The sequence below is a fragment of the Kitasatospora sp. NPDC058032 genome, assembly GCF_042885845.1.
Lineage (GTDB): Bacteria > Actinomycetota > Actinomycetes > Streptomycetales > Streptomycetaceae > Kitasatospora.
The window spans coordinates 246,653-271,720 of record NZ_JBHVRK010000004.1 but is presented as its reverse complement, the minus strand read 5'-3'; the positions used below and the strand labels follow the sequence as shown (position 1 = coordinate 271,720).

The following is a 25,068-nucleotide window of genomic DNA, read 5'->3' as shown; positions in this document are numbered from 1 at the left end:
TGTCAGCGCTCCTGGTCGGAGCGCCCCGGGCGGTCGTACGGTGGCCCGGGCGGGTCCACGGACCCGTCCTCCTCGCCTCGGCCGTCCGAAGTCCTGGGTACTGAGGGGCCGGTCGTGCCGGCCGACGGGCCGGTGCGGCCGGTGCGGTTGGCCCGCTCGGTCTCGATCAGCTCGTTGAGCCAGCGGACCTCGCGTTCCACCGACTCCAGTCCGTGCCGCTGCAGTTCGACGGTGTAGTCGTCGAACCGCTCGCGGGCGCGGGCGAGCGAGTTGCGCATCCGCTCCAGGCGCTCCTCCAGCCGGCTGCGGCGGCCCTCCAGCACGCGCATCCGCACGGCCCGGTCGGTCTGGCCGAAGAAGGCGAAGTGCACGCCGAAGTGCTCGTCCTCCCAGGCGTCGGGGCCGGAGTCGGCGAGCAGTTCCTCGAACCGCTGCTTGCCCTCGGCGGAGAGCCGGTAGACGATCTTGGACCGCTTGCCGTTGAGCGCGGTGGCCGGAACGTACTCGACGTCCGGGTTGTCCTCGGCCAGGAAACCCTGGGCCACCAGGCTCTTCAGACAGGGATAGAGCGTCCCGTAGGAGAACGCGCGGAACGAGCCGAGCAGGACGTTGAGCCGCTTGCGCAGCTCGTACCCGTGCATCGGAGCGTCGTGGAGCAGTCCGAGAACGGCGAACTCCAGCACTCCTGAGCGCCTGCCCACTGCTGTCGTCCTCCCTTCCCCGGCCGGTCCGCGACCCGCCTGGCTCGGCGGTATGTCGCTCCGATGTATCGGCTCGATATATCGAGAACAGTAAACCTGGCCCTCCGAACCGGCAAGGGGGACGCGCGTGAATGTGATCACAAGGCGACGCGCGGGTGTGCTTGGCAACGGGCGTGTAATGATCTGCTGCCGTTTTGCGGCTATTGGCGATTGATGCCCGATTGGTTCGGATTCCAGGCTGCGTACGCTGTCGCGTGTGCACGAGGACCACCTCCGGGGTTAGGTCGGTTGCGGGCATCGGACGTGGACCCTGCCTTCAGGCTCGACCGGCCTGGCGAGGAGTAGCTGGAACATGAGCGAACGACGGCGCAGGTCGCCAGGTGGCGACGGTCGTCCCCCGGGCGGAGACAACGGGCGAGCGGCGGGCGCCGGGCCCGACGAGCTCGGTTCGGAGGGCCTCGGCCGGCGCAGACCCCAGGGCGGGCGGGACACCGCCCAGCAGCCCCGGATGACCCGCGCCGAGATGCGCAAGGCGGCTCAGAAGGGCGGCCGGCGCGGCGGCGCGGAGGCCGGCGGCGCTGCCGCGGCCGCGGCCGGACGGGGCGGAGATCCCGGCAAGAAGCGGTTCATCGACTACCCGCGCTTCGGCAAGCAGGGCTTCCGCCGCTGGCTGCCGTCCTGGCGGCAGTGGCTGAGCGGCGTCCTGCTCTTCGTCGGGGCCTGCGTGGGCGGGGTCTTCTACGTCTACCAGACGACCGAGATCCCCAAGCTCAACGCCCTGGTGGACGACCAGAACAACATCTACTTCTGGGCCGACGGCACCGAGATGGTCCGCAAGGGCGAGACCAACCGGCAGATCGTCGAACTCGCCGACATCTCGCCCAACCTGCAGAACGCGGTCATCTCGGCGGAGAACGCGACCTTCCGCACCGACAGCGGCATCGACCCCAAGGGCATGATGCGCGCCGTGATCAACATGGCCAAGGGCGGACAGACCCAGGGCGCCTCGACGATCACCCAGCAGTACGTGAAGAACGCCTACCTGACGCAGGAGCAGACGCTCTCCCGCAAGCTGAAGGAGTTCTTCATCACCCTGAAGGTCAATCAGGAGTTCGAGAAGAACGAGATCCTCAAGGGCTACCTGAACACCAGCTGGTTCGGCCGCGGCGCGACCGGCGCCCAGGCCGCCGCCCAGGCGTACTACGGCGTCAACGCCAAGGACCTGGACCTGTGCCAGAGCGCCATGCTGGCCGGCCTGCTCAAGGGCGCGTCGTTCTACGACCCGACCATCAAGGGCAACCACGACCGCGCGCAGGAGCGGTGGGCGTGGATCCTCGACCGGATGGTGGAGACCAAGAACGCCACCGCCGAGGAACGGGCGAAGTGCACCACCTTCCCCGAGCCGATCAAGCAGGTCCCGCCGGCCAACATGAACGGCCAGATCAGCTACCTGGTCGAGACCGCCAACAAGTACGTCATGGCCAAGGACACGTCGATCGACCAGCGGGCGATCGACAAGGGCGGCTTCAAGATCTACACGACCTTCCAGAAGGACAAGGTCGACGCCCTGAAGAAGGCCGTCGACGAGGTCAAGGGCGAGACCCTCAACCCGCAGAAGCGCCCGGACAACGACAACTTCGTCCAGTTCGGCGCGGCCAGCATCGTCCCCAACGACGGTGCGATCGTGGCCCTCTACGGCGGTGACGGCGTGGAGAACGGCCACCACGACAACAACGCCGACGCCCAGGGCGTCCAGGTCGGCTCGACCTTCAAGCCGTTCGTGCTGGCCACCGCCATGCAGACCGGCGTGATGACCGCGACCGACGACAAGGGCAAGCCGAAGCGGATCAACGCCGACAGCCGCTACCTCTCCGACGACATGTCGGAGATCCGCAAGCCGGACGGCTCGCTGGTGATGGGGGACGACGGCAAGCCCTACCACCAGAAGAACGAGGAGAAGGGCCGGCGCGGCTACGTCTCGCTGCGGATGGCCATGCAGTACTCCTACAACGTTCCCTTCGTCCAGCTGAACCAGGACGTCGGCGGCCAGAACGTCATGCAGATCGCCGAGGCGATGGGCATCCGCAAGGAGAACATCGAGAAGGAGTCGAAGACCACGACCTTCCCGCTCGGCGTCTCCACCATCAGCCCGATCCGGATGGCCGACGCCTACGCGACCTTCGCCGCCAGCGGAAAGCAGGCCGACCCGTACTCGGTCACCAAGGTGCTGATGGACGGCAAGGAGCGGCCCGGCTTCGGCAAGCACGAGACCAAGCAGGCGCTGGAGCCGGCCGTCGCCGACAACGTCACCGACGTGCTGGTGAACGTGGCGAAGAACGGTACCGGTAAGAAGACCAACACCCTGGGCCGACCGGTGGCCGGCAAGACCGGTACCACCGACGAGAACAAGTCGGCCTGGTGGGTCGGCTACACCCCGCAGCTGACCACCAGCGTGGCGATGTGGCGCGAGGACGCGGCCCACCCCGGGCGGCTCTCGCTGAACGGCACCGGCGGCAAGGACTCGGTGCACGGTGGTGACGTCCCGGCGGACGTCTTCACCCGGTACATGAAGGCCGCGCTGGCCAACGAGAAGAAGCTGGACTTCCCGACCCCGCAGCCGGTCGGCTCGCAGGTCGACTCCTCGGGTGCGCCCAGCACCGCCAGCGCCATGCCGACGCCGACCACGACCGAGACCGGGCCCACCGCCCCGACGGACCCGAACGCCGGCCAGCCGGTCCAGCCGCCGGCCACCCAGGAGCCGGTCTGCGTCCCCGGTGTGGACTGCCCCGGCACCGTGCCCACCCAGCCGGTGCCGACCAAGACCAACCCGAACCCGGGCGGCGGTGGCAACAACGGCGGTACCAACGGTGGCGGCACCACCGGCGGAGCCGGGGGCACCGGCGGCGGCACCGGGACCGGTGGCGGCACCGGTGGCGGCACCGGAGGTACCGGCGGAACCAACGGTGGCACCGGTGGTGCGGGCACCGGCGGTACCGGTGGCACGGGCGGCACCAACCCGTCGCCGAGCTGCCTGCCCGTCATCGGCTGCTCCTCGCCGACCACGCCGCCGACCACCGACCCGGGCGGCGCCGGCGGGGCGACCGGCGGTCCGACCACCAGGCCGCCCAGGCCCAGCGGATCGGCCACGGCACCCCCCAACGGCAACGCGGCGGCACAGTAGGACGCCGTCGGACGGTGACCGGAAACGGCGGTGGGAGGCTCTCCGGAGCCTCCCACCGCCGTTTCGCCGCATTGGGAGCGATTCGTGCCGGTACCCCGGCGGCCGGTGGCCCGGTCACCGCCGCCCGCCCGCGGAAAAGGGGCAGGGGCATCCTCGTACGGGCGGGCGGGGTGCGGCAGGATGTCCGCCATGACGTCCAGCGTTCGTGACGAAGAGGCCCCGGCCGCGCCGCCGGTCGGTCCGCAGGCCAACACCGTGGTGGTGCCGGCGGACGAGGATCCGGTCGCGGCGGCCGGCAGCGAGGTGATCGGCGGCCCGCCCGGACGGCGCGCGCTGCTCGGCGTCTCCTGGTGGGTCCCGGCGCGCTTCCTGGCGCTGGTGGTGATCGTGGTCTCGGTGCTGGGCATGGCGCAGAAGCTGCCCTGCTACGACGCCGCCTGGTTCCAGCCCGGCTCGCCGCAGTACGTGCACGCCTGCTACAGCGACATCCCGCACCTGTTCTCCGGGCGCGGCTTCGCGGCCGGCCTGCACCCGTACGTGGACCGGATCCCGGGCACCAGCGGTGACCTCCAGTTCCTGGAGTACCCGGTGCTGACCGGCCTGTTCATGCAGATCGCGGCCTGGCTGACGCCCGGCGGCGGGTCCCTGCACGACCAGGAGCGGTGGTTCTGGACGATCAACGCCGGTCTGCTGATGGCCTGCGCGGTGGTCGCCGTGGTCGCGCTCTCCCGCACCCACCGGCGCCGCCCCTGGGACGCGCTGATGTTCGCCCTGGCGCCGACCCTGCTGCTCAACGCCACCGTCAACTGGGACCTGCTGGCCGTCGCGCTGGCCGCCGTCGCGCTGGCCTGGTGGTCCGGCTCGCGGCCGGTCTGGGCCGGGGTGTTCATCGGACTGGCCACCGCGGCCAAGCTCTACCCGGTGCTGCTGCTCGGCCCGCTGGTGGTGCTCTGCTGGCGGGCCGGCCGCACCCGCGACCTGCGGGCACTGCTCGGCGGCGCCGTCGGGACCTGGCTGCTGGTCAACCTGCCGATCATGATGGCCAACTGGCAGGGCTGGTCGACCTTCTACGTCTTCAGCAAGCACCGCACCGAGGACTACGGCTCGCTGTGGCTGATCCTCATGCAGAACCGGGGCGTGGGGCTGGCGAACCTCGACACCTTCATCGCCATCCTGATGCTGCTGAGCTGCGCGGGGATAGCGTGGCTCGGCCTCGCGGCGCCCCGCCGGCCGCGGGTGGTCCAGCTGGCCTTCCTGGTGGTGGCCGCCTTCGTGGTGTTCAACAAGGTCTACTCGCCGCAGTACGTGCTCTGGCTGCTGCCGCTCGCGGTGCTGGCCCGGCCGCGCTGGCGGGACATCCTGATCTGGCAGGCCTGCGAGGTGCTCTACACCCTGGGCATCTGGTCCCACCTGGGCTTCGTCACCGGGTCCAAGCAGCACGGCATCGGCGAGTCCTGGTACCACTTCGCGATCGTGCTGCACCTGCTCGGCACGCTCTACCTGGTCGGCATGGTGGTCCGGGACATCCTGCTGCCGGACCGCGACCCGGTGCGCTGGGACGGCAGTGACGACCCGTCCGGCGGGGTGCTCGACGGGGCGCCGGACGTCTTCGTGCTCGGCACCGCCCGCCGGCTGCGCGAGGAGGAGAGCTACGCCGGGTACGCGCCGGCCGGCCCCGAGGCGTGGCTCGACGAGCCGGCCGCCGCGGAACCGGCCGCTGTGGAGCGGCCCGGCACGGAAGCGGTCGGCGCGGAACCGGCCGCGGCGACGGAGCCGCCCGCCGCGGAACCGGCCGCGAAGGACTGACCGGCCGGACTCAGCGGTCCACCACGCGGTCGAAGTGCGTGGTGGTGTGCCGCACCTGCAGGCCGAGCTCGTCGCCGACCGCCGGCGGCTTGGCCTCGTTGTCCAGGAAGAGCAGCGAGACCTGCATGTGCGGCGGCTCGGCGAACCAGAGCTGCTTGCCGGCCCAGTGGTACGGCGACTTCGTCTTGTTGACTGTCGCCAGGCCGGCCCGGGCGATGCCCTTGGCCCGGGAGGACATGCCCTGCACGTACTTGGGCGCCTCCAGGCCGATGCCGTGCGCGGTGCCGCCGGCGACCACCAGCAGGTGGCCGTCGGAGGGCGCCGGGTGCTGGCGGTAGCCGTAGCGGTCGCCCTTCTGGACCGGGGTGACGTCCAGCACCGTCGCCCGGACCTCCAGCGCGCCGTGGTCGCCCAGCCAGAGCCGGGTGCCGATCCGGGCCCGGAAGACGGTGTCCGGGAAGCGCTGGGCCAGCTGCTCCATGCCCGCCGCGCCGAGGTGGCTGACGAACACGGTGTGCACCGGGACGCCGGCGGCCCGGGCGGTCTCCACCCAGTACGCGACCTCGTCGACCGGGCTGGAGCCGTCCGGCCGGTCCATCGGCAGGTGCAGCGCCAGGCCCTCGAAGTGGACGCCCTCCAGCTCGGCGGCGACCGTGGTGAGGTCGGCCGCCGAGACGCCGTGCCGGCGCATGGTGGTCATGCACTCCACCACCACCCGGGCGCCGTGCAGCGCCCGCAGCCCGTCCACGCTCGCCACCGTCCGGATCACCCGGGCGTGCGGCAGCGGCAGCGCCTCCTCGCCCACCCGGTAGGGGGTGAGCACCAGCAGCTCACCGCCGTACCAGTCGGCCGCGTCGGCGGCCTCGTAGGCGGTGCCGACCGCCAGCACGCCGGTGCCGAGGAGGGTCGCCTCCTCGGCCAGCCGGTGGTTGCCCAAGCCGTAGCCGTTGCCCTTCGCCACCGGCACCAGACCGGGGAACTCGGCCAGCACGGAGCGCTGGTGGGTACGCCAGCGTTCGGTGTCGAGGTAGAGCGACAGCGTCATCGGGTCATCTCCCAGAGGGTGTTGGGCACGGCTGCTCGGTGGCTCGGCGAGCGCTGCTCAGCGGCGCGACATGTAGAGGTCGAGGGCCTTGTGCAGCAGTTTGTTGAGCGGGAAGTCCCACTCGCCGAGGTACTCGGCGGCCTGGCCGCCGGTGCCGACCTTGAACTGGATCAGGCCGAACAGGTGGTCGTTCTCGTCCAGGGTGTCGGAGATGCCGCGCAGGTCGTACACCCCGCCGCCGAGGGCGTAGGAGTCGCGCATCATCCGCCACTGGATCGCGTTCGACGGCTTGACCTCGCGCTTGTGGTTGGCCGAGGCGCCGTAGGAGTACCAGACGTGCTCGCCGACGACCAGCATCGTGGTCGCGGCCAGCGGCTCGCCCTCGTGGTAGGCGATGTACAGCCGCATCCGGTTGGGGTCCTCGGCGACGAGGGCCTTCCACATGCGCTGGAAGTAGGCCAGCGGGCGCGGGGTGAACTTGTCGCGCTCGGCGGTCACCAGGTAGAGCTGGTGGAAGATCGGCAGCTCGTCGTAGCCGCCCTGGACCACCTCGACGCCGCTCTTCTCGGCCTTCTTGATGTTGCGGCGCCAGAGCTGGTTGAAGCCCTTCTGGATGTCGTCCAGCGAGCGGTTGGCCAGCGGCACCTGGAAGACGTAGCGCGGCTGGACGTCGCCGAAGCCGGCGCCGCCGTCCTCGCCCTGCAGCCAGCCGGCCTTGCGCAGCCGGTCGGCGACCTCGAAGGCGCGCGGCTCGTACCAGTCGGCCTCGATGTCGCGCAGGCGCTTGGCCTGCTTGGCGGCGATGGCCTCCTTGATGGTCGGGGCGTTCCAGCGGCGGATGACCACCGGCGGGCCCATCTTCACCGAGAAGGCGCCCTGGGACTTCAGGTGCGCCAGCATCGGCTGCAGCCAGCGGTCGAGGTCGCGGTCGAACCAGTCGATCACCGGGCCCTCGGGCAGGTAGGCGAGGTAGCGCTTGAGCTTGGGCAGCTGCCGGTAGAGCACCAGGCCGGCGCCGACGAGCTGGTTGGTCCCGTCGAACCAGCCGATCGACTCGGAGCGCCACTCGGCCTTCACGTCGCCCCAGGACGGCACCTGCATGTGGCTCGCCGAGGCGCGGCTCCTGATGAAGGCGAGGTGCTCCTCGCGGGTGATCGTCCTCAGGCGCAGGCTCATGCTCGGTGCTCCTCGTCGGTCGGGCTGCGGTGGGCCCCGTCTTCTCGGGGTGACCCTATCGTCCGGGGTCCCGTCGGCTTCGGGCACGGCGGCGCCCCCGCCGCGTACCCGTCCGCCTGAAGACAAGTACGCCACGGGGGCGCCAGGGGTTCCTCGGGGTGGTGGGGCCAGGGCCTGTCTCTCGGATTTTGTCGGATCAGGCAAGGATCCGAGAGACAGGCCCTAACCCCACAGACCGCCGCGTGCGATGCCGAGGTAGAAGCCGATCGCCGAGGCGCCGAGCGTGATCATCAGGACGAAGCGCTCGGCCGTGGTGACGGAGACGTACATCCCCAGCAGGCCGGTGACGATCCCGAACAGGCCGGTCCACGAGGTCAGCAGGTGCAGGTTGTGGAAGAACGACGTGATGAAGGCGATCGCGCCCAGGACGGCGGTGAGGCCGACCAGGGTGTTCTCCCGCGGGTGCGGGTGTCCGTCGGTGTTCAGGGTGAGGGCGGGCATGCGGTGGACGGTCTGGGCCATGAGTCCCACCTCCTGGCGTGGAGACGAACGGGCGGGAAACCCGTTCCGTCCAGATTGCGGCGGTTGGACGGGTCTCACAACCCCTATGCGTTTTGTTCGTCCGTCCGGGTGCGGGTAGGGTGTGTCGTCTGCACTGGTGTAGTTGTGCCCTCCTCTGCCCTCTTCCGAGTGAACGGGGACGGGCTGTCCGACCCGGCCGCTACGGTGGCCGTGTCGTCACTGCTCCGGTGCCGACGCTGCACAACCCTCCTGCCACGGAGAGACCGTGGCCGCTGAGTCCAAAGGAGGTGGGTTACTCATGCGTCACTACGAGGTGATGGTGATCCTCGACCCCTCGGTCGAGGAGCGCGCCGTTTCCCCCCTGATCGAGAGCTTCATGGCTGTCGTCCGCAACGCGGGTGGCAAGGTCGAGAAGATCGACACCTGGGGTCGCCGCCGTCTGGCCTACGAGATCAACAAGCAGTCCGAGGGCATCTACTCGGTCATCGACCTGCAGGCCACGCCTGAGGTCGTCAAGGAGCTCGACCGCCAGCTGGGCCTGAGCGAGTCGGTTCTGCGGACCAAGGTCCTGCGCCCGGACACCCACTGAGCCACCTCTGAGGCCTTCGGGTCTCGGGTAGCTCGCGACCGCTGTTTCACGTGAAACAGCGGTGAACGGACATCTTCCCGAGAGGTCATCACCACCATGGCAGGCGAGACCGTCATCACCCTCGTCGGCAATCTCGTCGACGACCCCGAGCTGCGCTTCACCCCGTCGGGTGCGGCGGTCGCGAAGTTCCGCATCGCGTCCACCCCCCGCACCTTCGACCGTCAGACGAACGAGTGGAAGGACGGCGAGAGCCTCTTCCTCACGTGCAACGTCTGGCGGCAGCCGGCGGAGAACGTGGCCGAGTCGCTCCAGCGCGGCATGCGCGTCATCGTGCAGGGCCGGCTGCGCCAGCGGTCTTACGAGACCAAGGAAGGCGAGAAGCGGACGGTCTTCGAGGTCGAGGTCGACGAGGTCGGTCCGAGCCTGCGCTCGGCGACCGCGAAGGTCACCCGGGCCAACCGGTCCGGCGGCCCCCAGGGCGGCGGCTTCGGCGGCGGCCAGCAGGGCGGCGGCCAGGGCGGCGGCTGGGGCGGCGGCGGTGGCGGCCAGCAGGGCGGCGGCTGGGGTGGCAACTCCGGCGGCCAGTCCGGCCCCTCCGACGACCCCTGGGCGTCCAGCGCTCCCTCTGGTGGCAACCAGGGTGGCGGCAGCTGGGGCGCCCCGTCCGGTGGCGGCTTCTCGGAAGAGCCCCCGTTCTAAGAGCTGACAGATTTCGTGCGGCCTGGCCGCGGGCGTCGCGAGACGCCCGCGCGGCCGTGAACCCCAATGGAGCACACAATGGCGAAGCCGCCTGCTCGCAAGCCGAAGAAGAAGGTTTGCGTCTTCTGCAAGGACAAGGTCAACTACGTTGACTACAAGGACACGAACCTGCTGCGGAAGTTCATCTCCGACCGCGGCAAGATCCGTGCCCGCCGGGTCACCGGCAACTGCACCCAGCACCAGCGTGACGTCGCCACGGCCGTGAAGAACAGCCGTGAGATGGCGCTGCTGCCCTACACCAGCACCGCGCGCTAAGAGAGGGTGACCGAACAATGAAGATCATCCTCACCCACGAGGTGCCGGGCCTGGGCTCGGCCGGCGAGGTCGTCGAGGTCAAGGACGGCTACGCCCGCAACTACCTGGTTCCGCGTGGCTACGCCATCCGCTGGACCAAGGGCGGTCAGAAGGACGTCGACGCCATCCGTCGCGCCCGCAAGATCCACGAGATCCAGACCCTCGAGGCCGCCAACGAGGTCAAGGGCAAGCTGGAGGGCGTTCAGGTCAAGCTGGCCGTTCGTTCCGGCGAGGCCGGCCGTCTGTTCGGCTCGGTGACCCAGGCCGACGTCGTCGAGGCCATCAAGGCCGCCGGCGGCCCGTCGGTCGACAAGCGCGCCGTCGCGATCGCCTCGCCGATCAAGACCGTGGGCACCCACAAGGTCTCGGTCAAGCTGCACTCGGACGTCCAGGCCAACCTGGACATCGCCGTCGTCGCCGCCTGAGCCACGACCACGCCTCGGTAGCGTCAGCTCCGCAGCAGTGGCCCGAGGGCCGGTCCCCCTTCGCGGGGGACCGGCCCTCGGTCGTTCGCCGAGCGGGGCCGCTCAGCTCCGCACCGCGCCGGTGACCAGCCACCGGCCGCCGCGGGCCCGCCAGGCCAGGAAGCCGCCGCGGACCAGCATGAAGAGGTTCATCGCCCACCAGAGCCCGGCGAGCCCGGTGCCGCTGGCCGGTACGGCGAGCGCGGCGGGCGCGAAGACCGCCAGCGTGGCGAGCATCGCCCGGGCCAGGAACGGGCCGTCCCCGGCGCCCATCAGGACGCCGTCCAGGACGTAGACCAGGCCGGAGACCGGCTGGCAGAGCGCGAGCAGCAGCAGGACGGTGTTCAGCTGGTGCTGCACCGCCGGGTCGGGGGTGAACAGCGGGACGTACAGCGGCCGGGCGAGCACCACCAGCAGGCCCAGCAGCACGCCGGAGCCGATGCCCCACTCGATCATCCGCCGGGTGGCGGCCCTGGTGCCCGGGACGTCCCCGGCGCCCAGGTGGCGGCCGATGATCGCCTGGCCGGCGATCGCGATGGCGTCCAGCGCGAAGGCGATGAACAGGAAGACCGTCATGGCGATCTGGTGCGCGGCGATCTCGTCGTCGCCGAGGCCGGCGGCCACCGCGGTGGCGATCATCAGGACGGCGCGCAGGCTCAGGGTGCGGACCATCAGCGGGCCGCCGGCCCGGGCGCTCGCCCGTATCCCGGCCGGGTCCGGCCGCAGCGAGGCCCGCTCCCGGCGGGCGCCGCGGACCACCACGAAGACGTAGACGGCGGCCATGCCGGTCTGGGCGACGACCGTGCCCCAGGCCGAACCGGCCACCCCGAGTCCGGCGCCGTACACCAGGGCGGCGTTCAGCCCGAGGTTGGCGGCGAAGCCGGCGACGGCCACGTACAGCGGCGTCCGGGTGTCCTGGAGGCCGCGCAGCACGCCGGTGGCGGCCATCACCATCAGGACCGCCGGGATGCCGAGCGCGCTGATCCGCAGGTACGTCACGGCGTACGGGGCGGCCGTCGGCGAGGCGCCGAGCGCGTCCGCCAGCTGCGGGGCCAGCAGCAGGGTCAGCGCGACCACTCCGACGGAGAGGGCCAGCGCCAGCCAGATGCCGTCGATGCCCTGCTGGACGGCGGCCCGGCGGTCCCCGGCGCCGATCCGGCGGGCGACCGCCGCGGTGGTGGCGTAGGCGAGGAAGACGAACACCCCGGTGGCGGTGGTGAGCGCGGCCGAGGCGACGCCGACGCCGGCCAGCTGCGCGGTGCCGAGGTGGCCGACGATCGCCGAGTCGGCCATCAGGAACAGCGGCTCGGCGACCAGGGCGCCGAAGGCGGGGACGGCGAGGGCGAGGATCTCGCGGTCGTGCCGGCGGCGGTCGGTGGTGAGGGTCATGGGAACCAGGCTACTCATCCACAGGTAAGTGACAAAACGCCATCAGGACACTTACTCGCACGAGCGAGCGACCGGGTCGTCCGGATGTGTGTCCACCGCCACCCGGCTGTGTGTGAAGAATTTCTCATGCACAGGCCCGGGACGGGGGAATCGCAGGTCAGCGGGTTGACGGTGGATCGATCGTCTGGTTATCCACAGGGCTTTCCACAGGGGCGTCCACAGGTTTGCGGCACTTCTCCACAGTCATCGGCCACTCGTCCACACCCCCTGTGGATAACCGCCTTGGCTGAAGGCCGTCCGGCGCCTTAGCGTGGGCCGTCCGTCCGACACTCCCACCCGCCCCGGCGTCCGATTTGTCGGTGCGGTGGCGTAGAAAATGCGGTGGCGCGGAGTCGGGTTCCGCACCATCCCAGCCACCGGCAAGGCCCGCTCCAACTCGCACCACTCGCTGAACGGGGAACACGCGTGACCGGCCCCCAGTACGACGACCACGACGCCCCGCCGCCGGAGGACGACTGGCAGGGCGCCGACGACCCCTTCCCGGTCGGCGCCTTCGCCGACGCCCCCTTCCCGGACGGCCCCGGCGACCGCCTGCCGGTCTCGCGCGGCCGCGGCCAGGGCCAGGGCCAGGGCGGCGGCTTCCAGAAGGGCGGCAAGGGCGGGTCCGGCGGTTTCCAGCGCGACGGCGGCAAGCGGCGCCAGGGCGGCGAGGACGAGCGCGGCGAGGGCGGCCTGGACGGCTTCGAGCGCGTCCCCCCGCAGGACCTCGCGGCCGAGCAGTCCGTCCTCGGCGGCATGCTGCTCTCCAAGGACGCCATCGCCGACGTGGTCGAGGTGCTCAAGCCGGCCGACTACTACCGGCCCGCGCACGAGCTGATCCACGGCGCGATCCTCGACCTGTACGCGCGCGGCGAGCCGGCCGACCCGATCACCGTGGCCGGCGAGCTGACCAAGCGCGGCGAGCTCCAGCGGGTCGGCGGACCGGGCTACCTGCACACCCTGGTCAACTCCGTCCCGACCGCCGCCAACGCCGAGTACTACGCGCAGATCGTGCACGAGCGCGCGGTGCTGCGCCGGCTGGTCGAGGCCGGCACCCGGATCGCCGGCATGGGCTACGCGGCCGAGGGCGACGTCGACGAGATCGTCAACGCGGCGCAGGCCGAGATCTACGCCGTCACCGAGCAGCGCACCAACGAGGACTACGCCCCGCTCGCCGACATCATGGAGGGCGCCCTCGACGAGATCGAGTCGATCGGCTCCCGCAACGGCCAGATGTCCGGCGTCCCGACCGGCTTCGCCGACTTCGACGCGCTCACCAACGGGCTGCACCCCGGCCAGATGATCGTCATCGCGGCCCGCCCCGCGATGGGCAAGTCCACCCTGGCGCTGGACTTCGCCCGGGCCTGCTCGATCCACAACAAGCTGCCGAGCGTGATCTTCTCGCTCGAAATGGGCCGCAACGAGATCGCCATGCGCCTGCTCTCCGCCGAGGCCCGGGTGGCGCTGCACCACATGCGCTCCGGCTCCATGACGGACGACGACTGGACCAGGGTGGCCCGGCGGATGCCGGACGTCAGCGAGGCCCCGCTGTTCATCGACGACTCCCCGAACCTGTCGATGATGGAGATCCGCGCCAAGTGCCGCCGGCTCAAGCAGCGCAACGACATCAAGCTGGTCGTCATCGACTACCTCCAGCTGATGCAGTCCGGCGGCTCCCGCCGGGCCGAGAACCGCCAGCAGGAGGTCTCCGACATGTCGCGAAACCTGAAGCTGCTGGCCAAGGAGCTGGAGGTGCCGGTGATCGCGCTCTCCCAGCTGAACCGTGGTCCCGAACAGCGCACCGACAAGCGTCCGATGGTCTCCGACCTGCGTGAGTCCGGCTCCATCGAGCAGGACGCCGACATGGTCATCCTGCTGCACCGCGAGGACGCCTACGAGAAGGAGTCCCCGCGCGCGGGCGAGGCCGACCTCATCGTCGCCAAGCACCGAAACGGCCCGACCGCCACCATCACCGTGGCCTTCCAGGGCCACTACTCCCGCTTCGTCGACATGACCCGCGACTGACCTCCGGTGCAGGGGACGGCGCCCGGTCCGGAGGCGGTGCGGAACTCCCGCAAAGACCGTTCACGAAGGGGTGGTGCGGAGCCCGCCCCGGACATGGACTAGCCTCCGGCGCGTGATGACACTCATATCCCGCTCTCGGCGAGAGGCCACCGGAGCAACCGGCGCCGGATCCGCACCCCCCTCGTCGAACCGGCTCGGCTGGCTGGACGCGCTGCGCGGCATCGCGGCGCTGGCCGTCGCGGCCCATCACTTCGAGATCCTGAGGATCGTCCCGTTCGGCGGCGAGATCGCCGGCCACTTCGACCTCGGCTTCTACGGGGTCATCGTGTTCTTCATCGTCAGCGGCTACATCATCCCGGCCTCGCTGGAGCGCCGTGGTGACGTCCGGGCGTTCTGGATCGGCCGGATCTTCCGGATCTACCCGGCGCTGATCGTGGCGATGCTGCTGTCCGAGTTCATCCTGCCGCCCGCCTACCAGGTCCTGACCTTCGACAGCTACCACCACGACAAGCTCTGGCTGGTGGGCAACGGCCTGATGCTGACGGACATGCTGGGCGTGTGGAACGGTTTCGGCGTGAGCTGGACGCTCACGTACGAGATGCTCTTCTACTTCCTCGTCAGCAGCCTCTTCGCGTTCGGCTGGCACCGGCGCAGCACGCCGATCGCGGTCGGGGCGGGGGCGGTCGCGCTGGTGATGGGCGTCTGGATCCCGTCGCACAGCCTGCAGAACAGCAACCAGGAGGTCTACAACCTCGTGACCGCCGCCCTGGCCGTCGTGGTCATGGGCGTGCTCTGCATGCTCAGCGGCAACGCGTCCCTGGCCCGGACCGGCGGTCTGCTGCTGGGCGGGCTCAGCCTGTACCTGGTGTGCACCAACGGCCGGGTGCCCGCGTTCGAGACCTTCACCATCCTCGCGACGATGTTCGCGGGCACGGTGATCTACCGGGCGCAGCACGGGCAGATCGAGCGCATCGAGGCCTGGCTGGCCATCGGCTTCGTGGCGGCGGCGGGCGCCCTGGTGGGGTGGATGTTCAACCGGGGCCCGATGGCCGACGCGACCTCGACCTTCACCTGGCAGGCGTGGACCTACGCCTACCTGGGGGCGTGGGCGTCGTTCGGCCTCTTCTTCCTGCTGCGCAAGCGGCGGATGCCGCGCGCGATGGTCTGGCTGGGCGCGGTGAGCTTCTCGCTCTACCTGCTGCACTGGCCGGTGAAGAGGTTCCTGCTGTGGCGGTTCGGCTGGGACCCCAAGTACTACTGGGCCAAGCTGCAGGAGCTGCCGTTCGCCGAGCGGTGGGCGTGGGTGGCCATGTACCTGGCGGTGCTGCTGGTGGTCTGCTGGGTGGTGTACCGGCTGGTGGAGATGCCCTTCCAGAACCTCGGCCGCAAGCTGACGAAGGCGATGAACCGGCGGTGGCCCCCGCAGTCCCTGGAGGCCCCCGCGGCGGTGGCCGCGGTCCCGGTGCCGGCCGTAGGAACGGCGGAGCCGGCCCTGGTGGGCGCGGGCACCGCCGGCGCCGGGGGCCCGGCGAAGACGGACTGACCGGCGCCGCCGCGTGCGGCCGGGGTCAGAGGGTGACGGTCGCGCGGAAGACGGTGGCGCCGGCGCCGTCGAGCCGGGTGGCGGTGCCGTCGGCCGGGAGGAAGGCGGACTCGCCCCGGGCCAGCTCCAGGACGGCGCCGTCCGCCGCGGTCAGCCGGGCGGCGCCGGCGGTGCAGAGCAGGATCTGCGGGGCGTCGCCGCCGACCGTCCGCTCCCGGCCGTCCAGCACGAAGCGGGAGAGCCGGAACTCGTCGATCGGCACGGGGTACAGCTCCTCGCCGGGCGTCCCGTCGACGGTGACCGGCAGCAGCGGCTCCGGCGAGCAGGCGGCGAACTCGACCACCCGGAGCAGCTCCGGAACGTCGATGTGCTTGGGGGTGAGCCCGGCCCGCAGCACGTTGTCGGAGTTGGCCTGGAGCTCCACGCACAGGCCGTGCAGGTACGCGTGCGGGACGCCGGCGCCCAGGTAGAGCGCCTGACCGGCGCGCAGCAGGACGTGGTTGAGCAGCAGTCCGGCGATCAGCCCGACGTCCCCGGGGAAGTCCCGGGCGATCCGGGTGTACGGCGCGTACGGGCCCTGCGGGTCCTCGGCGGCGGCCTTGCCGAGCGCCTCGGCGGTGTCCCGGACCGCCTCCGCGGCCTCGGGCCCGGACAGGGTGAGCACGGCGGCCAGCGCGGTGCTGAGCGCCTCGGACTCGTCCTCGGCGCCCAGCAGGGCGATCACCGGCGCCAGCGCGGGCACCCCGAGGCCGGCCAGCAGCGCGGCCGCGTCGGCGGGCCGGCGGAAGCCGCAGAGGCCTTCGAAGTCGCCGAGCGCGCAGATGAGTTCGGGCTTGTGGTTGGCGTCCCGGTAGTTGCGGTGCGGGGCGTCCAGCGGGATCCCCAGGGCGTTCTCGGCGGCGTACCCGGCGCGGGCCTGGTCGAGCGAGGGGTGGGCCTGGATGGAGATCGGGATGCCCGGGGCGAGGATCTTGAGCAGGAACGGCAGGGTGGGCCCGAACCGGGCGACCGAGGCGGCGCCCAGCTCGCCCCGAGGGTCGGCGGCGATCAACTCGTCGAGTCGGCGCGGCCCCTCGCCCCGGTCCGCCCGCGACGGGTCGCCGGGGTGGGCGCCCATCCACAGCTCGGCCTGCGGTTCGCCGGTCGGCTCCTGCCCGAGCAGCTCGGGGAGCGCGGTGACCGAACCCCAGGCGTACGGGCGGACGGTGTTGACGAGCTTGTCCATGGGCGCGGTCCTGCTCCTTGCTGCAGTGGCTGGTGGGCCTCGCCGCCGTCAGGCGGCTGCGGGCGGGGGCGGACGGGTTCGGGCATCCGGGCAAAGGCCGGGCATCGACCCTAGCCGACCTGCACCTCCGCCGGTGAAACGGCGGGCGCCGGTCGGGAGTGCCTCAGGAGGAAGGTCGGCCCGAGGACGCGGTAGTAGGATGCCAGGACCCAGTGTTTTCCACGGTGTCGTCCGGGCCGGCGGGGTGTCGGCCGGGACTGTGTCTTCCGATGAGTGCGGGCAATGGTGACCGGCACGTCCCGCCACCGGCCGAGAGGTTAGTACGTGACCGTCAACCAGCAGGGCTTCGCCGATCTCGGCCGGGTGCTGGTGATCATCCCCACCTACAACGAGGCGGAGAACGTCGAGCTCATCGTCGGCCGGGTGCGTGCCGCGGTGCCCGAGGTGCACGTCCTCGTCGCCGACGACAACAGCCCCGACGGCACCGGTGAGCTGGCCGACAAGCTGGCCGCCGAGGACCCCCAGGTGCACGTCATGCACCGCCGGGGCAAGGAGGGGCTGGGCGCCGCCTACCTGGCCGGGTTCCGCTGGGGCATCGACGAGGGCTACGACGTGCTCGTGGAGATGGACGCCGACGGCTCCCACCGGCCCGAGGAGCTGGACCGGCTGCTCACCGCGCTGCGCGGCGCCGACCTGGTGCTGGGTTCGCGCTGGGTCCCCGGCGGCCGGGTGGTGAACTGGCCGAAGTCCCGGCTGCTGCTCTCGCGCGGCGGCTCGACCTACTCGCGGCTGATGCTGGGCGTGCCGATCCGGGACGTCACCGGCGGCTACCGGGCGTTCCGCAAGGAGACCCTGCTCGGCCTGGGCATGGACCAGGTCGCCTCGGCCGGCTACTGCTTCCAGGTCGACCTGGCCTGGCGCACGGTGAAGGCCGGCTTCAAGGTCGCCGAGGTGCCGATCACCTTCGTCGAGCGGGAGCTGGGCGCGTCCAAGATGAGCCGGCAGATCGTGGTCGAGGCGCTCTGGCGGGTCACCTCCTGGGGCGTCGCCGACCGCGTCGCCAAGCTCACCGGCCGCCAGGGCTGACCACCGCGGCGAAGAGTCACCGCCCCGACACGCGACCGGGAAGGCGCGCCCCCGCCGGGCGCGCCTTCCGCGTTTTCCGTGCGCCGTGCTCCCATGCTGTAGGGCGCGAGGTCCGGCCGCCCGGTACGGTCCCCGGCCGGGCGGCTCCCGCCGTCACGGCCGTGCGCACCACCGACACCGAGCCGGAACGGGACCGGGACCGCCGAAGCAGAGGGAGCAGCCAGTGACGTCGTCCCCGTCCGAGGAGAACGCCGGCGCGGACCCGGTCGACGGGGCGCCCGCCGCCGGGGCGCCGGTCCGGCCGCTGGAGGTCGAGGTCTTCACCGGCCCCGAGTCGGCCTTCTTCGCCACCTCCACCCTGATCCTCGGCGAGCACACGGCGATCCTGGTCGACGCCCAGCTCACCCGCAGCGCCGGTCGCGAGCTGGCCGAGTGGGTGGCGGGCAAGGGCCGGCGGCTGCTCGCCATCGTGATCACCCACCAGCACCCCGACCACTACTTCGGCGCCGAGGAGGTGCTGCGGCTCTTCCCCGAGGCGCAGCTGCTGGCCGCGCCGCCGGTGGTCGACGGCATCCTGCGCACCGCCGCGGCGAAGGTCGCCCAGTGGAAGCCGGTGTTCGGCGACGACATCCCGGACCATCCGCTGGTCCCGGCCCCGCTGCTGCCCCAGCCGCTGATGATCGACCGGCAGGTGATCCCGGTGCTGCTGCTCGGACAGGCCGACTGCGACGGTTCCACGGTGGTGCACGTGCCGAGCGTCCGCACCGTGGTGGCCGGCGACTTCGTGTACAACGGCACCCACGTCTGGACCGCCGACACCACGCCGGAGCAGCGCGCCGACTGGGTCCGCAACCTGGGCCGGATCGCCGAGCTGGGCGTGGACCGGGTGATCGCCGGGCACCGGGCGCCGGAACAGGGCGACGACGCGGCCCGGGTGCTGGCCTTCACCGGGGAGTACCTGCAGGATTTCGACCGGCTGCTGGCCGAGCACCCGGACGACCCGGAGGCGCTGGTCGCGGCGGTGAACCGGCGGTACGGGGAGCTGACCCTGCCGGTCGTGCTGGAGCTGAGCGCCGCCGCCAACACGGCTGCCGCCGGGACCGGCGCCGCGGCCGAGCCCGAGGTCGAGGGCGAGCCCGAGGCGGAGGCCGGACCGGACACCGGGACCGGGGCCGGACCGGACACCGGAGCGCCCGCCGAGCGGGAGCCCGAGGACGGCGGGTCCACCGCCTGAGCGTCCGGCGGATACTGGCGGCATGACGCCCTACGACGTGATCGTCCCGGCCGGTGGCGCCGCCCGGCGGCTGGGCGGGGCGGACAAGCCCGGTCTGACCGTCGGTGGGACCACCCTGCTGGACCGGGTGCTCGCCGCCTGCGCGGAGGCCCGGACCACCGTGGTGGTCGGCCCGGTCCGGCCCACCGCCCGGCCCGGGGTCCGCTGGACCCGCGAGCGCCCGCCCGGCGGCGGGCCGGTGGCCGCCGTCGCGGCCGGTCTCGCCGAGGTGAGCGCCGATCTGGTGCTGCTGTTCGCCGCCGACCTGCCGTTCCTCGACCGGCGCACCGTCCACCGGCTGGTCGCCGCCCTCGACGGGGCCGGGCCGGACACCGCGGCGGCCGTGCTGGTCGACGCCGGCGGCCGTGACCAGCCGCTCGCCGCCGCCTACCGCACCGCCGCCCTGCGCGCCGCGCTGGCCGCCGCCGGCGACCCCGCCGGGCTCCCGCTGCGCCGGCTGACCGGCGCCCTGCCCACCCTGCGGCTGGCCGACACCGACGACGTCACCTACGACTGCGACACCTGGGAGGACCTGGAGCAGGCCCGCGAACGCGGCGGCGGCCCGGGCTGATCCCGGTCCGGACCGGCCGGCTCACGGGGCCGGGGCCCGGACGTGAGCGAAACGACGCGCGCCGCTCACCGGACAAACATCCCGGGTGCACCACCGATCGGGCAGCATGTTCGCATGGAGCGCACGCTGGATGACTGGATCGCCGAGGTCCGTGCCGAGCTGGACGTCGACCTGGAGGTCGACGTCCGCGGCCTGCTCGACCTGGCCCGGGTGGTCGCGCACGGGGTGGACCGGCCCGCGGCCCCGCTGACCGCCTTTCTGATCGGCTACGCGGCCGCGCGTCGCGGCGGCGGCCCGGAGGCGGTCGCCGAGGCGTCCCGGCGCACCGAGGCGCTCGCCGAGCGCTGGGCGGCGGCCCGGACGGACGACCCGGGACAGCCGTGAGCGTGATGGAGGAGCGCACCGCCTTCGCCCCGGCCCGCCCGGCCGGCTGGGCGGCGGCCCGGGAGACCGCCCGCCGGGCCGGCCGCCCCGTGCTGCCGTCGCTGAGCCTGCCGCTGGACGGCGTGCTCGGCCGCACCCTGGCCGAGCCGCTGATCGCGCTCAGCGACCTGCCGGCCTTCGACACCTCGGCGATGGACGGCTGGGCGGTCGCCGGCCCCGGCCCCTGGAAGGTGTCCGGCCGGCTGCTCGCCGGGCGCCCCGCCGACGGTCCGCTGGCCGACGGCGCCGCCGTGGAGATCGCCACCGGCGCCCAACTGCCGCCCGGTGCCACCGCCGTGCTCCGCCGTGAGCACGGTGAGCCGGACGGGATGCTGCTGTCCGAGCGGACCCCCGGTGCGCTGACCACCGGCCAGGACGTGCGGCCGCGCGGCCAGGAGTGCCAGCGCGGCGAGGTGCTGCTGCCGGCCGGGACCGAGGCCGGCCCGGCGGTGCTCGGCCTGGCCGCCGCCTGCGGCCACGACCGGCTGGCCGTCCACCGCCGCCCGGTGGTGGAACTGCTGGTGCTCGGCGACGAACTGCTCGGCTCCGGTCTGCCCCGGCCCGGCCTGGTCCGGGACGCGCTCGGCCCGCTGCTGCCGCCGTGGCTGCGCGCGGCCGGCGCCGAGACCGGTGAACCGCGCGCCGTCCGCGACGACTTCGGCCTGCTCCGGGACGCCCTGCGGCACTCCGTCGCCGATGTGGTGGTCACCACCGGCGGGACGGCGGCCGGCCCGGTGGACTTCCTGCACCGGGCGCTCGCCGAGTGCGGCGCCCGGCTGCTGGTGGACGGGGTCGCCGTCCGCCCCGGCCACCCGATGGTGCTGGCCGAACTCCCCGGCGGCCGGCACCTGGTGGGCCTGCCCGGCAATCCGCTGGCCGCGGTCGCGGGCACGGTGACGCTCGCCCTGCCGCTGCTGCGCGCGCTGGCCGGGCGGAGCATCGGCGAGCCGGTGCTGGCCGCCGCCGTCGACCCGCTGCCCGGCCACCCGGTGGACACCCGGCTGCTGCCGGTCCGCCGGACCGCCCGCGGGGTGGTCCAACTCCGCCACGACGGCCCGGCGATGCTCCGCGGCCTGGCCCGGGCCGAGGCGCTGGCGGTGGTGCCGCCGGGCGGAGCGGCGGCCGGTGACGAGATCGAACTGCTGGAGGTGCCATGAGTGTCCGACGCGTCCGCGAGCGGCTGGCCGGACCGACCACTCCCGGTACCGAGCCCTGGGCCGACTCCGGGATCGTGCTGCCCGCCCGGCGCTCCGCCCCGGCGGTGCGGCAGGTCGGCTCCCGGCTGCTGCTGGCGCTGGGCGTCCTGGTGGCCACCACGTTGATCGTCTGGCTGGACCGCGAGGGCTACAACGACAACGCCGGCGGCGGGCTGAGCTTCCTGGACTCGGCGTACTACGCCACGGTGACGCTCTCCACGACCGGGTACGGCGACATCACCCCGTTCAGCGACAGCGCCCGGCTCACCAACATCTTCGTGATCACTCCGCTGCGGGTGCTCTTCCTGATCATCCTGGTCGGCACCACCCTCGAAGTGCTCACCGAACGTACCCGTCAGCAGTGGCGGTTGAACCGCTGGAGGTCCACCGTGCGCGAGCACACCGTCGTGATCGGCTTCGGCACCAAGGGCCGCAGCGCCATCGACACCCTGCTCGGGCAGGGCGCGCGCAAGGACGAGATCGTGGTGGTCGACCCGCAGCGCCGGGTGGTCGACCAGGCCGCCCAGCAGGGCCTGGTGGGCGTGGTCGGCGACGCCACCCGGACCGACACCCTGCTGCGCGCCGGACTGCCCACCGCCGCCCGGGTGGTGGTCGCCCCAGAACGGGACGACACCGCCGCGCTGATCACCCTGACCGCCCGCCAGCTGACCCGCTCGGCGACCATCGTCGCGGCGGTGCGGGAGGACGAGAACGCCCCGCTGCTGCGGCAGAGCGGTGCCGACGTGGTGGTCACCAGCTCCAGTTCGGCGGGCCGGCTGCTCGGCATGTCGATGCTCAGCCCGCACGCGGGCGCGGTGATGGAGGACCTGCTCACCTACGGCAACGGCCTGGACGTGGTCGAGCGCCCGGTCACCCGGGCCGAGGCCGGGCACAGCCCGCGCGAACTCGACGACCTGGTGGTGGCGGTGGTGCGCGGCCGGCGGGTGATCAACTACACCGAGCCGGAGGCGCGGACGCTGCAGATCACCGACCGGGTGATCGTCATCAAGTCGGCGGACGGCGCGTAGGGTTGCCGCCATGACCGGTCAACCGCAGCTCCCGTTCGGCAGTTTCGACTTCTTCGCCCCCGCGCTGGAGGTGGCCGACCGGCTGGTCGCCCCGGTGGCCGGGGCGCTGGCGGACTGGGACGACCGGGAGGCCGCCCGGTCGGTGCTGTACGTCGAGACCGATCCGGAGAAGGCCGACACCGCGGTCTTCTGCGAGACCTACGACGTGCCGCTCGACGCCTCGGCCAACTGCGTGGTGGTCGCCGCCAAGCGCGGCGGGGAGACCACCCTGGCCGCCTGCCTGGCGCTGGCCACCACCCGGGTCGACGTGAACCGCACGGTCCGCAAGCACCTGGAGGCGCGCAAGGCCTCGTTCGCGCCGATGGACACCGCCGTCGAGGCGACCGGCATGGAGTACGGCGGCATCACCGCGGTCGGCCTGCCGGCCGGCAGGCCGCTGCTGGTCGACGCCGCGGTGGCGGCCAGCCCCTTCGTCCTGGTCGGCAGCGGACGGCGGCGCGGCAAGCTGATCCTGCCCGGACCGGCGCTGGCCGCGCTGCCCGGCGCCGTGCTGCTGCCCGACCTGGCCGGCTGACGGCGCGGGTCGCCCGCCCGCGGGGCGGCCGGCGCGCAGTAGCGTCGGGCCATGCATGCGATGACGATTCCTGAACCCGGCGGGCCCGAGGCGCTGGTCTGGGCGGAGGTGCCGGACCCGGTGCCCGGGGAGGGCGAGGTCCTGGTCGAGGTGGCCGCCACCGCCGTCAACCGCGCCGACCTGCTCCAGCGGCAGGGCTTCTACGACCCGCCGCCCGGCAGCCCGCGCCACCCCGGCCTGGAGTGCGCGGGCCGGATCACCGCGCTGGGCCCCGGGGTGTCCGGCTGGGCGGTCGGCGACGAGGTCTGCGCGCTGCTGGTCGGCGGCGGCTACGCGGAGCGGGTCGCGGTACCGGTCGGCCAACTGCTGCCGGTGCCGCCCGGGCTGACCCCGGAGCAGGCCGCCGCGCTGCCGGAGGTGGTCTGCACGGTGTGGTCCAACGTCTTCCTCACCGCGCACCTGCGGCCGGGCGAGACGCTGCTGGTGCACGGCGGCGCCAGCGGCATCGGGACGATGGCGATCCAGCTGGCCAAGGCGGTCGGCGCCCGGGTGGCGGTGACGGCGGGCGGCCCGGAGAAGCTGGCCCGCTGCGCGGAGCTGGGCGCCGACGTGCTGATCGACTACCGCACGCAGGACTTCGTCGAGGTGCTCCGGGAGGCCACCGGCGGCGCCGGGGCGGACGTGATCCTCGACATCGTGGGCGCCAAGTACCTGCAGCGGAACGTGGACGCGCTGGCCGTCAACGGGCGGCTGGTGATCATCGGGCTGCAGGGCGGGGTGAACGGCGAGCTGAACCTCAACACCCTGCTGCGCAAGCGCGGCGCGGTGATCGCGACCAATCTGCGCGGGCGGCCGCTGGCCGAGAAGTCGGCGATCGTGGCGGCGGTGCGCGAGCACGTCTGGCCGCTGGTCGCCTCCGGGGTGGTGAAGCCGGTGGTCGACCGGGTGCTGCCGCTGACGGAGGCCGCCGAGGCGCACCGGGTGCTGGAGGCCGGTGCGCAGGTCGGCAAGGTGGTGCTGCGGGTCTGAGGCCGGGCCCGGCCGGCGGGGTGGCGGGTCCGGGGGATCCGTGCTCCGCCGCTCCGGGCCGTCCGACATGCCCGGAATGCGGGTCTGTGTGAGTCTGGACGGGAGCTGTCCCGCCGCCGATCCCGCCCCGCGCGGTCGGCCGTCGCGGAAGGACCTCGACCGTGCCCGCACCTTCGTCCGCGTTCCTCGGGCCGCTGCCCGCAGCATCACCGTCCTCCCCCTCCCGCCGGTCGCCCGGGTGCCTCCGGGGCCGGGTCCGTCCGGGTGCCCGCCGTGCCGGGCGGCGGGCCCGGCGGCTGCTGCTGGTGGCGGTACTCGGTCTGGCCGTGCCGCTGGCGGTCGGCCCGGCGGCGGTGGCCCTGCCGGGCGACCGGCCGTCCCCGGCGGCGTCCGTGACGCCCGAGCCGTCCGCCGTCGCCGCGGAGCCCGGAGCTGAGCCCGGAGCGGGGTCCGAGGCGGGGTCCGAGGCGGAGCCCGCGGAGGAGCCCTCCGCCGAGCCCTCCTCCGCCGTCGCCCCGGTGCCCGAGGCCGCCGACGCGTCGGCCACCGCCACCGCCGGCACGGCCGCCGCATCCGCGTCCTCGTCCTCGTCCTCGTCCGCGATCGTGCCGGCCGGTGCGCCCGGGTGGCAGCGGACCGGGCATCCGCGCTCCGGCACCTCCCAGGCCGGATGGCAGCAGCGCCGGCAGCGGCACCACCCCGGATCGGCGCCCGAGCGGGCCGGGCAGGTGCCCGAGCAGGTGCCCGAGCAGGCCGTCGAGCAGAGTCCGGACCAGCCCGTCGAGCAGCTGCCGGAGCAGCCCGCGGCGACCGCGGCCGACCCCACCGCGGCCGACCCCGCCGCGGATGCCCCGGCCCCGGGTGGGCCCGCCGACGGCTCCGGGAGCGAGGCGCTGGCACTCGGCCTTCCCGGGCCGCAGACGGTCGCGGCCGGACCGGTCGTGCTGCCCACCCGCTGGGACGACGCCTCCACCCGGCAGTTCCCGCTCGGCGCCGGCCTCGGCCTGATCGGCTGCGGACTGGGCCTGATCGGCCTGCGGCTGCGGCGCGGCTGACCCGCGCGCCGCCGCGCATCCCGCCGCGCGCCCCGCCCCGGTACCCGGGCGGACTGAGTATCCGTACGGATACCG

22 protein-coding genes and 1 pseudogene are annotated in these 25,068 nt (G+C 72.9%); 17 read left to right on the top strand and 6 right to left on the bottom strand.

The genetic code is table 11. The annotated features are described in order from the left end of the window. Window positions 1–2 precede the first annotated feature (2 nt). A complete protein-coding gene (locus tag ACFVUH_RS09055) occupies window positions 3–701 on the bottom strand; it encodes a helix-turn-helix transcriptional regulator (protein WP_355362535.1) in 699 nt (232 codons plus the stop codon). 508 nt (window positions 702–1,209) lie between these two features. On the opposite strand from ACFVUH_RS09055, the gene ACFVUH_RS09050 reads away from it, so the two are divergent. Beyond that, window positions 1,210–3,882, top strand: coding sequence for a transglycosylase domain-containing protein (locus ACFVUH_RS09050; protein ID WP_387912108.1), 2,673 nt, complete (start codon window positions 1,210–1,212; stop codon window positions 3,880–3,882). A 189-nt stretch (window positions 3,883–4,071) separates the two neighbouring features. Beyond that, window positions 4,072–5,688: a glycosyltransferase family 87 protein gene (locus ACFVUH_RS09045; protein WP_387912106.1), complete on the top strand. Its 1,617-nt coding sequence runs from the start codon at window positions 4,072–4,074 to the stop codon at window positions 5,686–5,688. Between the two features lie 10 nt (window positions 5,689–5,698). Here the strand turns inward: ACFVUH_RS09045 and ACFVUH_RS09040 are convergent, their stop codons facing one another. The 3 genes from ACFVUH_RS09040 to ACFVUH_RS09030 form a co-directional block, all read right to left on the bottom strand. Further along, a complete protein-coding gene (locus ACFVUH_RS09040) occupies window positions 5,699–6,733 on the bottom strand; it encodes an alanine racemase (protein WP_355362541.1) in 1,035 nt (344 codons plus the stop codon). 57 nt (window positions 6,734–6,790) lie between these two features. Further along, the gene (locus ACFVUH_RS09035; protein ID WP_387912104.1) at window positions 6,791–7,909 is read right to left on the bottom strand and encodes a lipid II:glycine glycyltransferase FemX; all 1,119 of its coding nucleotides are present in this window, start codon (window positions 7,907–7,909) and stop codon (window positions 6,791–6,793) included. Between the two features lie 222 nt (window positions 7,910–8,131). Then, entirely contained in the window at window positions 8,132–8,431 is a 300-nt protein-coding gene (locus tag ACFVUH_RS09030; protein WP_030304540.1) for a hypothetical protein, read from the bottom strand. Between the two features lie 298 nt (window positions 8,432–8,729). On the opposite strand from ACFVUH_RS09030, the gene rpsF reads away from it, so the two are divergent. The 4 genes from rpsF (at window position 8,730) to rplI (ending at window position 10,498) form a co-directional block, all read left to right on the top strand. Next, entirely contained in the window at window positions 8,730–9,020 is a 291-nt protein-coding gene (gene rpsF / locus ACFVUH_RS09025) for a 30S ribosomal protein S6 (RefSeq protein ID WP_350570360.1), read from the top strand. A gap of 96 nt (window positions 9,021–9,116) precedes the next feature. After that, window positions 9,117–9,719, top strand: coding sequence for a single-stranded DNA-binding protein (locus ACFVUH_RS09020; protein WP_355362545.1), 603 nt, complete (start codon window positions 9,117–9,119; stop codon window positions 9,717–9,719). A 78-nt stretch (window positions 9,720–9,797) separates the two neighbouring features. Beyond that, window positions 9,798–10,034 carry a 30S ribosomal protein S18 gene (gene rpsR, locus ACFVUH_RS09015; protein ID WP_030304537.1) on the top strand — a complete coding sequence of 79 codons (237 nt, stop codon included), beginning with the start codon at window positions 9,798–9,800 and terminating at the stop codon, window positions 10,032–10,034. A gap of 17 nt (window positions 10,035–10,051) precedes the next feature. Then, window positions 10,052–10,498 (top strand): 50S ribosomal protein L9, encoded by a 447-nt coding sequence (gene rplI / locus ACFVUH_RS09010; protein ID WP_355362547.1) that lies wholly within the window; start codon window positions 10,052–10,054, stop codon window positions 10,496–10,498. A gap of 102 nt (window positions 10,499–10,600) precedes the next feature. Here the strand turns inward: rplI and ACFVUH_RS09005 are convergent, their stop codons facing one another. Then, window positions 10,601–11,926 (bottom strand): MATE family efflux transporter, encoded by a 1,326-nt coding sequence (locus tag ACFVUH_RS09005; protein ID WP_355362549.1) that lies wholly within the window; start codon window positions 11,924–11,926, stop codon window positions 10,601–10,603. Between the two features lie 591 nt (window positions 11,927–12,517). Between ACFVUH_RS09005 and dnaB the strand changes: the two genes are divergently transcribed. Further along, complete coding sequence (gene dnaB, locus ACFVUH_RS09000) at window positions 12,518–13,990, top strand: replicative DNA helicase (RefSeq protein WP_387912337.1); 1,473 nt, start codon at window positions 12,518–12,520, stop codon at window positions 13,988–13,990. 115 nt (window positions 13,991–14,105) lie between these two features. Then, on the top strand, window positions 14,106–15,533 hold the full coding sequence (locus ACFVUH_RS08995; protein WP_387912102.1) for an acyltransferase family protein: 1,428 nt from the start codon (window positions 14,106–14,108) through the stop codon (window positions 15,531–15,533). 25 nt (window positions 15,534–15,558) lie between these two features. On the opposite strand, the gene manA is transcribed toward ACFVUH_RS08995, so the two are convergent. Next, a complete protein-coding gene (gene manA / locus ACFVUH_RS08990) occupies window positions 15,559–16,758 on the bottom strand; it encodes a mannose-6-phosphate isomerase, class I (RefSeq protein WP_355362553.1) in 1,200 nt (399 codons plus the stop codon). 324 nt (window positions 16,759–17,082) lie between these two features. Between manA and ACFVUH_RS08985 the strand changes: the two genes are divergently transcribed. The 9 genes and pseudogenes from ACFVUH_RS08985 (at window position 17,083) to ACFVUH_RS08945 (ending at window position 24,993) form a co-directional block, all read left to right on the top strand. Next, complete coding sequence (locus ACFVUH_RS08985) at window positions 17,083–17,844, top strand: polyprenol monophosphomannose synthase (protein ID WP_387912099.1); 762 nt, start codon at window positions 17,083–17,085, stop codon at window positions 17,842–17,844. A gap of 223 nt (window positions 17,845–18,067) precedes the next feature. Next, window positions 18,068–19,078 carry an MBL fold metallo-hydrolase gene (locus ACFVUH_RS08980; RefSeq protein ID WP_387912097.1) on the top strand — a complete coding sequence of 337 codons (1,011 nt, stop codon included), beginning with the start codon at window positions 18,068–18,070 and terminating at the stop codon, window positions 19,076–19,078. A gap of 22 nt (window positions 19,079–19,100) precedes the next feature. Next, a complete protein-coding gene (locus ACFVUH_RS08975; RefSeq protein ID WP_387912095.1) occupies window positions 19,101–19,688 on the top strand; it encodes a molybdenum cofactor guanylyltransferase in 588 nt (195 codons plus the stop codon). 96 nt (window positions 19,689–19,784) lie between these two features. After that, window positions 19,785–20,072 (top strand): annotated as a pseudogene (locus ACFVUH_RS08970) (DUF6457 domain-containing protein); the annotation flags it as partial. A gap of 5 nt (window positions 20,073–20,077) precedes the next feature. Further along, the gene (locus ACFVUH_RS08965) at window positions 20,078–21,268 is read left to right on the top strand and encodes a molybdopterin molybdotransferase MoeA (RefSeq protein ID WP_387912336.1); all 1,191 of its coding nucleotides are present in this window, start codon (window positions 20,078–20,080) and stop codon (window positions 21,266–21,268) included. Next, window positions 21,265–22,335, top strand: coding sequence for a potassium channel family protein (locus tag ACFVUH_RS08960; RefSeq protein WP_355362559.1), 1,071 nt, complete (start codon window positions 21,265–21,267; stop codon window positions 22,333–22,335). The genes ACFVUH_RS08965 and ACFVUH_RS08960 overlap by 4 nt, the downstream gene beginning before the upstream one ends. A 10-nt stretch (window positions 22,336–22,345) precedes the next feature. Beyond that, the gene (locus ACFVUH_RS08955; protein ID WP_387912093.1) at window positions 22,346–22,909 is read left to right on the top strand and encodes a YbaK/EbsC family protein; all 564 of its coding nucleotides are present in this window, start codon (window positions 22,346–22,348) and stop codon (window positions 22,907–22,909) included. A 51-nt stretch (window positions 22,910–22,960) separates the two neighbouring features. Beyond that, a complete protein-coding gene (locus ACFVUH_RS08950; RefSeq protein WP_387912091.1) occupies window positions 22,961–23,938 on the top strand; it encodes an NAD(P)H-quinone oxidoreductase in 978 nt (325 codons plus the stop codon). Between the two features lie 305 nt (window positions 23,939–24,243). Further along, window positions 24,244–24,993 carry a hypothetical protein gene (locus ACFVUH_RS08945; RefSeq protein WP_387912090.1) on the top strand — a complete coding sequence of 250 codons (750 nt, stop codon included), beginning with the start codon at window positions 24,244–24,246 and terminating at the stop codon, window positions 24,991–24,993. Window positions 24,994–25,068 lie beyond the last annotated feature (75 nt).

Bases quoted from the DNA above. Each gene is read 5' to 3' on its own strand.
- ACFVUH_RS09050 (WP_387912108.1), top strand. From the start codon at position 1,210: ATGACCCGCGCCGAGATGCGCAAGGCGGCTCAGAAGGGCGGCCGGCGC.
- ACFVUH_RS09045 (WP_387912106.1), top strand. From the start codon at position 4,072: ATGACGTCCAGCGTTCGTGACGAAGAGGCCCCGGCCGCGCCGCCGGTC.
- ACFVUH_RS09040 (WP_355362541.1), bottom strand. From the start codon at position 6,733: ATGACGCTGTCGCTCTACCTCGACACCGAACGCTGGCGTACCCACCAG.
- ACFVUH_RS09035 (WP_387912104.1), bottom strand. From the start codon at position 7,909: ATGAGCCTGCGCCTGAGGACGATCACCCGCGAGGAGCACCTCGCCTTC.
- ACFVUH_RS09030 (WP_030304540.1), bottom strand. From the start codon at position 8,431: ATGGCCCAGACCGTCCACCGCATGCCCGCCCTCACCCTGAACACCGAC.
- rpsF (WP_350570360.1), top strand. From the start codon at position 8,730: ATGCGTCACTACGAGGTGATGGTGATCCTCGACCCCTCGGTCGAGGAG.
- ACFVUH_RS09020 (WP_355362545.1), top strand. From the start codon at position 9,117: ATGGCAGGCGAGACCGTCATCACCCTCGTCGGCAATCTCGTCGACGAC.
- rpsR (WP_030304537.1), top strand. From the start codon at position 9,798: ATGGCGAAGCCGCCTGCTCGCAAGCCGAAGAAGAAGGTTTGCGTCTTC.
- rplI (WP_355362547.1), top strand. From the start codon at position 10,052: ATGAAGATCATCCTCACCCACGAGGTGCCGGGCCTGGGCTCGGCCGGC.
- ACFVUH_RS09005 (WP_355362549.1), bottom strand. From the start codon at position 11,926: ATGACCCTCACCACCGACCGCCGCCGGCACGACCGCGAGATCCTCGCC.
- ACFVUH_RS08995 (WP_387912102.1), top strand. From the start codon at position 14,106: ATGACACTCATATCCCGCTCTCGGCGAGAGGCCACCGGAGCAACCGGC.
- manA (WP_355362553.1), bottom strand. From the start codon at position 16,758: ATGGACAAGCTCGTCAACACCGTCCGCCCGTACGCCTGGGGTTCGGTC.
- ACFVUH_RS08975 (WP_387912095.1), top strand. From the start codon at position 19,101: ATGACGCCCTACGACGTGATCGTCCCGGCCGGTGGCGCCGCCCGGCGG.
- ACFVUH_RS08965 (WP_387912336.1), top strand. From the start codon at position 20,078: ATGGAGGAGCGCACCGCCTTCGCCCCGGCCCGCCCGGCCGGCTGGGCG.
- ACFVUH_RS08960 (WP_355362559.1), top strand. From the start codon at position 21,265: ATGAGTGTCCGACGCGTCCGCGAGCGGCTGGCCGGACCGACCACTCCC.
- ACFVUH_RS08955 (WP_387912093.1), top strand. From the start codon at position 22,346: ATGACCGGTCAACCGCAGCTCCCGTTCGGCAGTTTCGACTTCTTCGCC.
- ACFVUH_RS08950 (WP_387912091.1), top strand. From the start codon at position 22,961: ATGCATGCGATGACGATTCCTGAACCCGGCGGGCCCGAGGCGCTGGTC.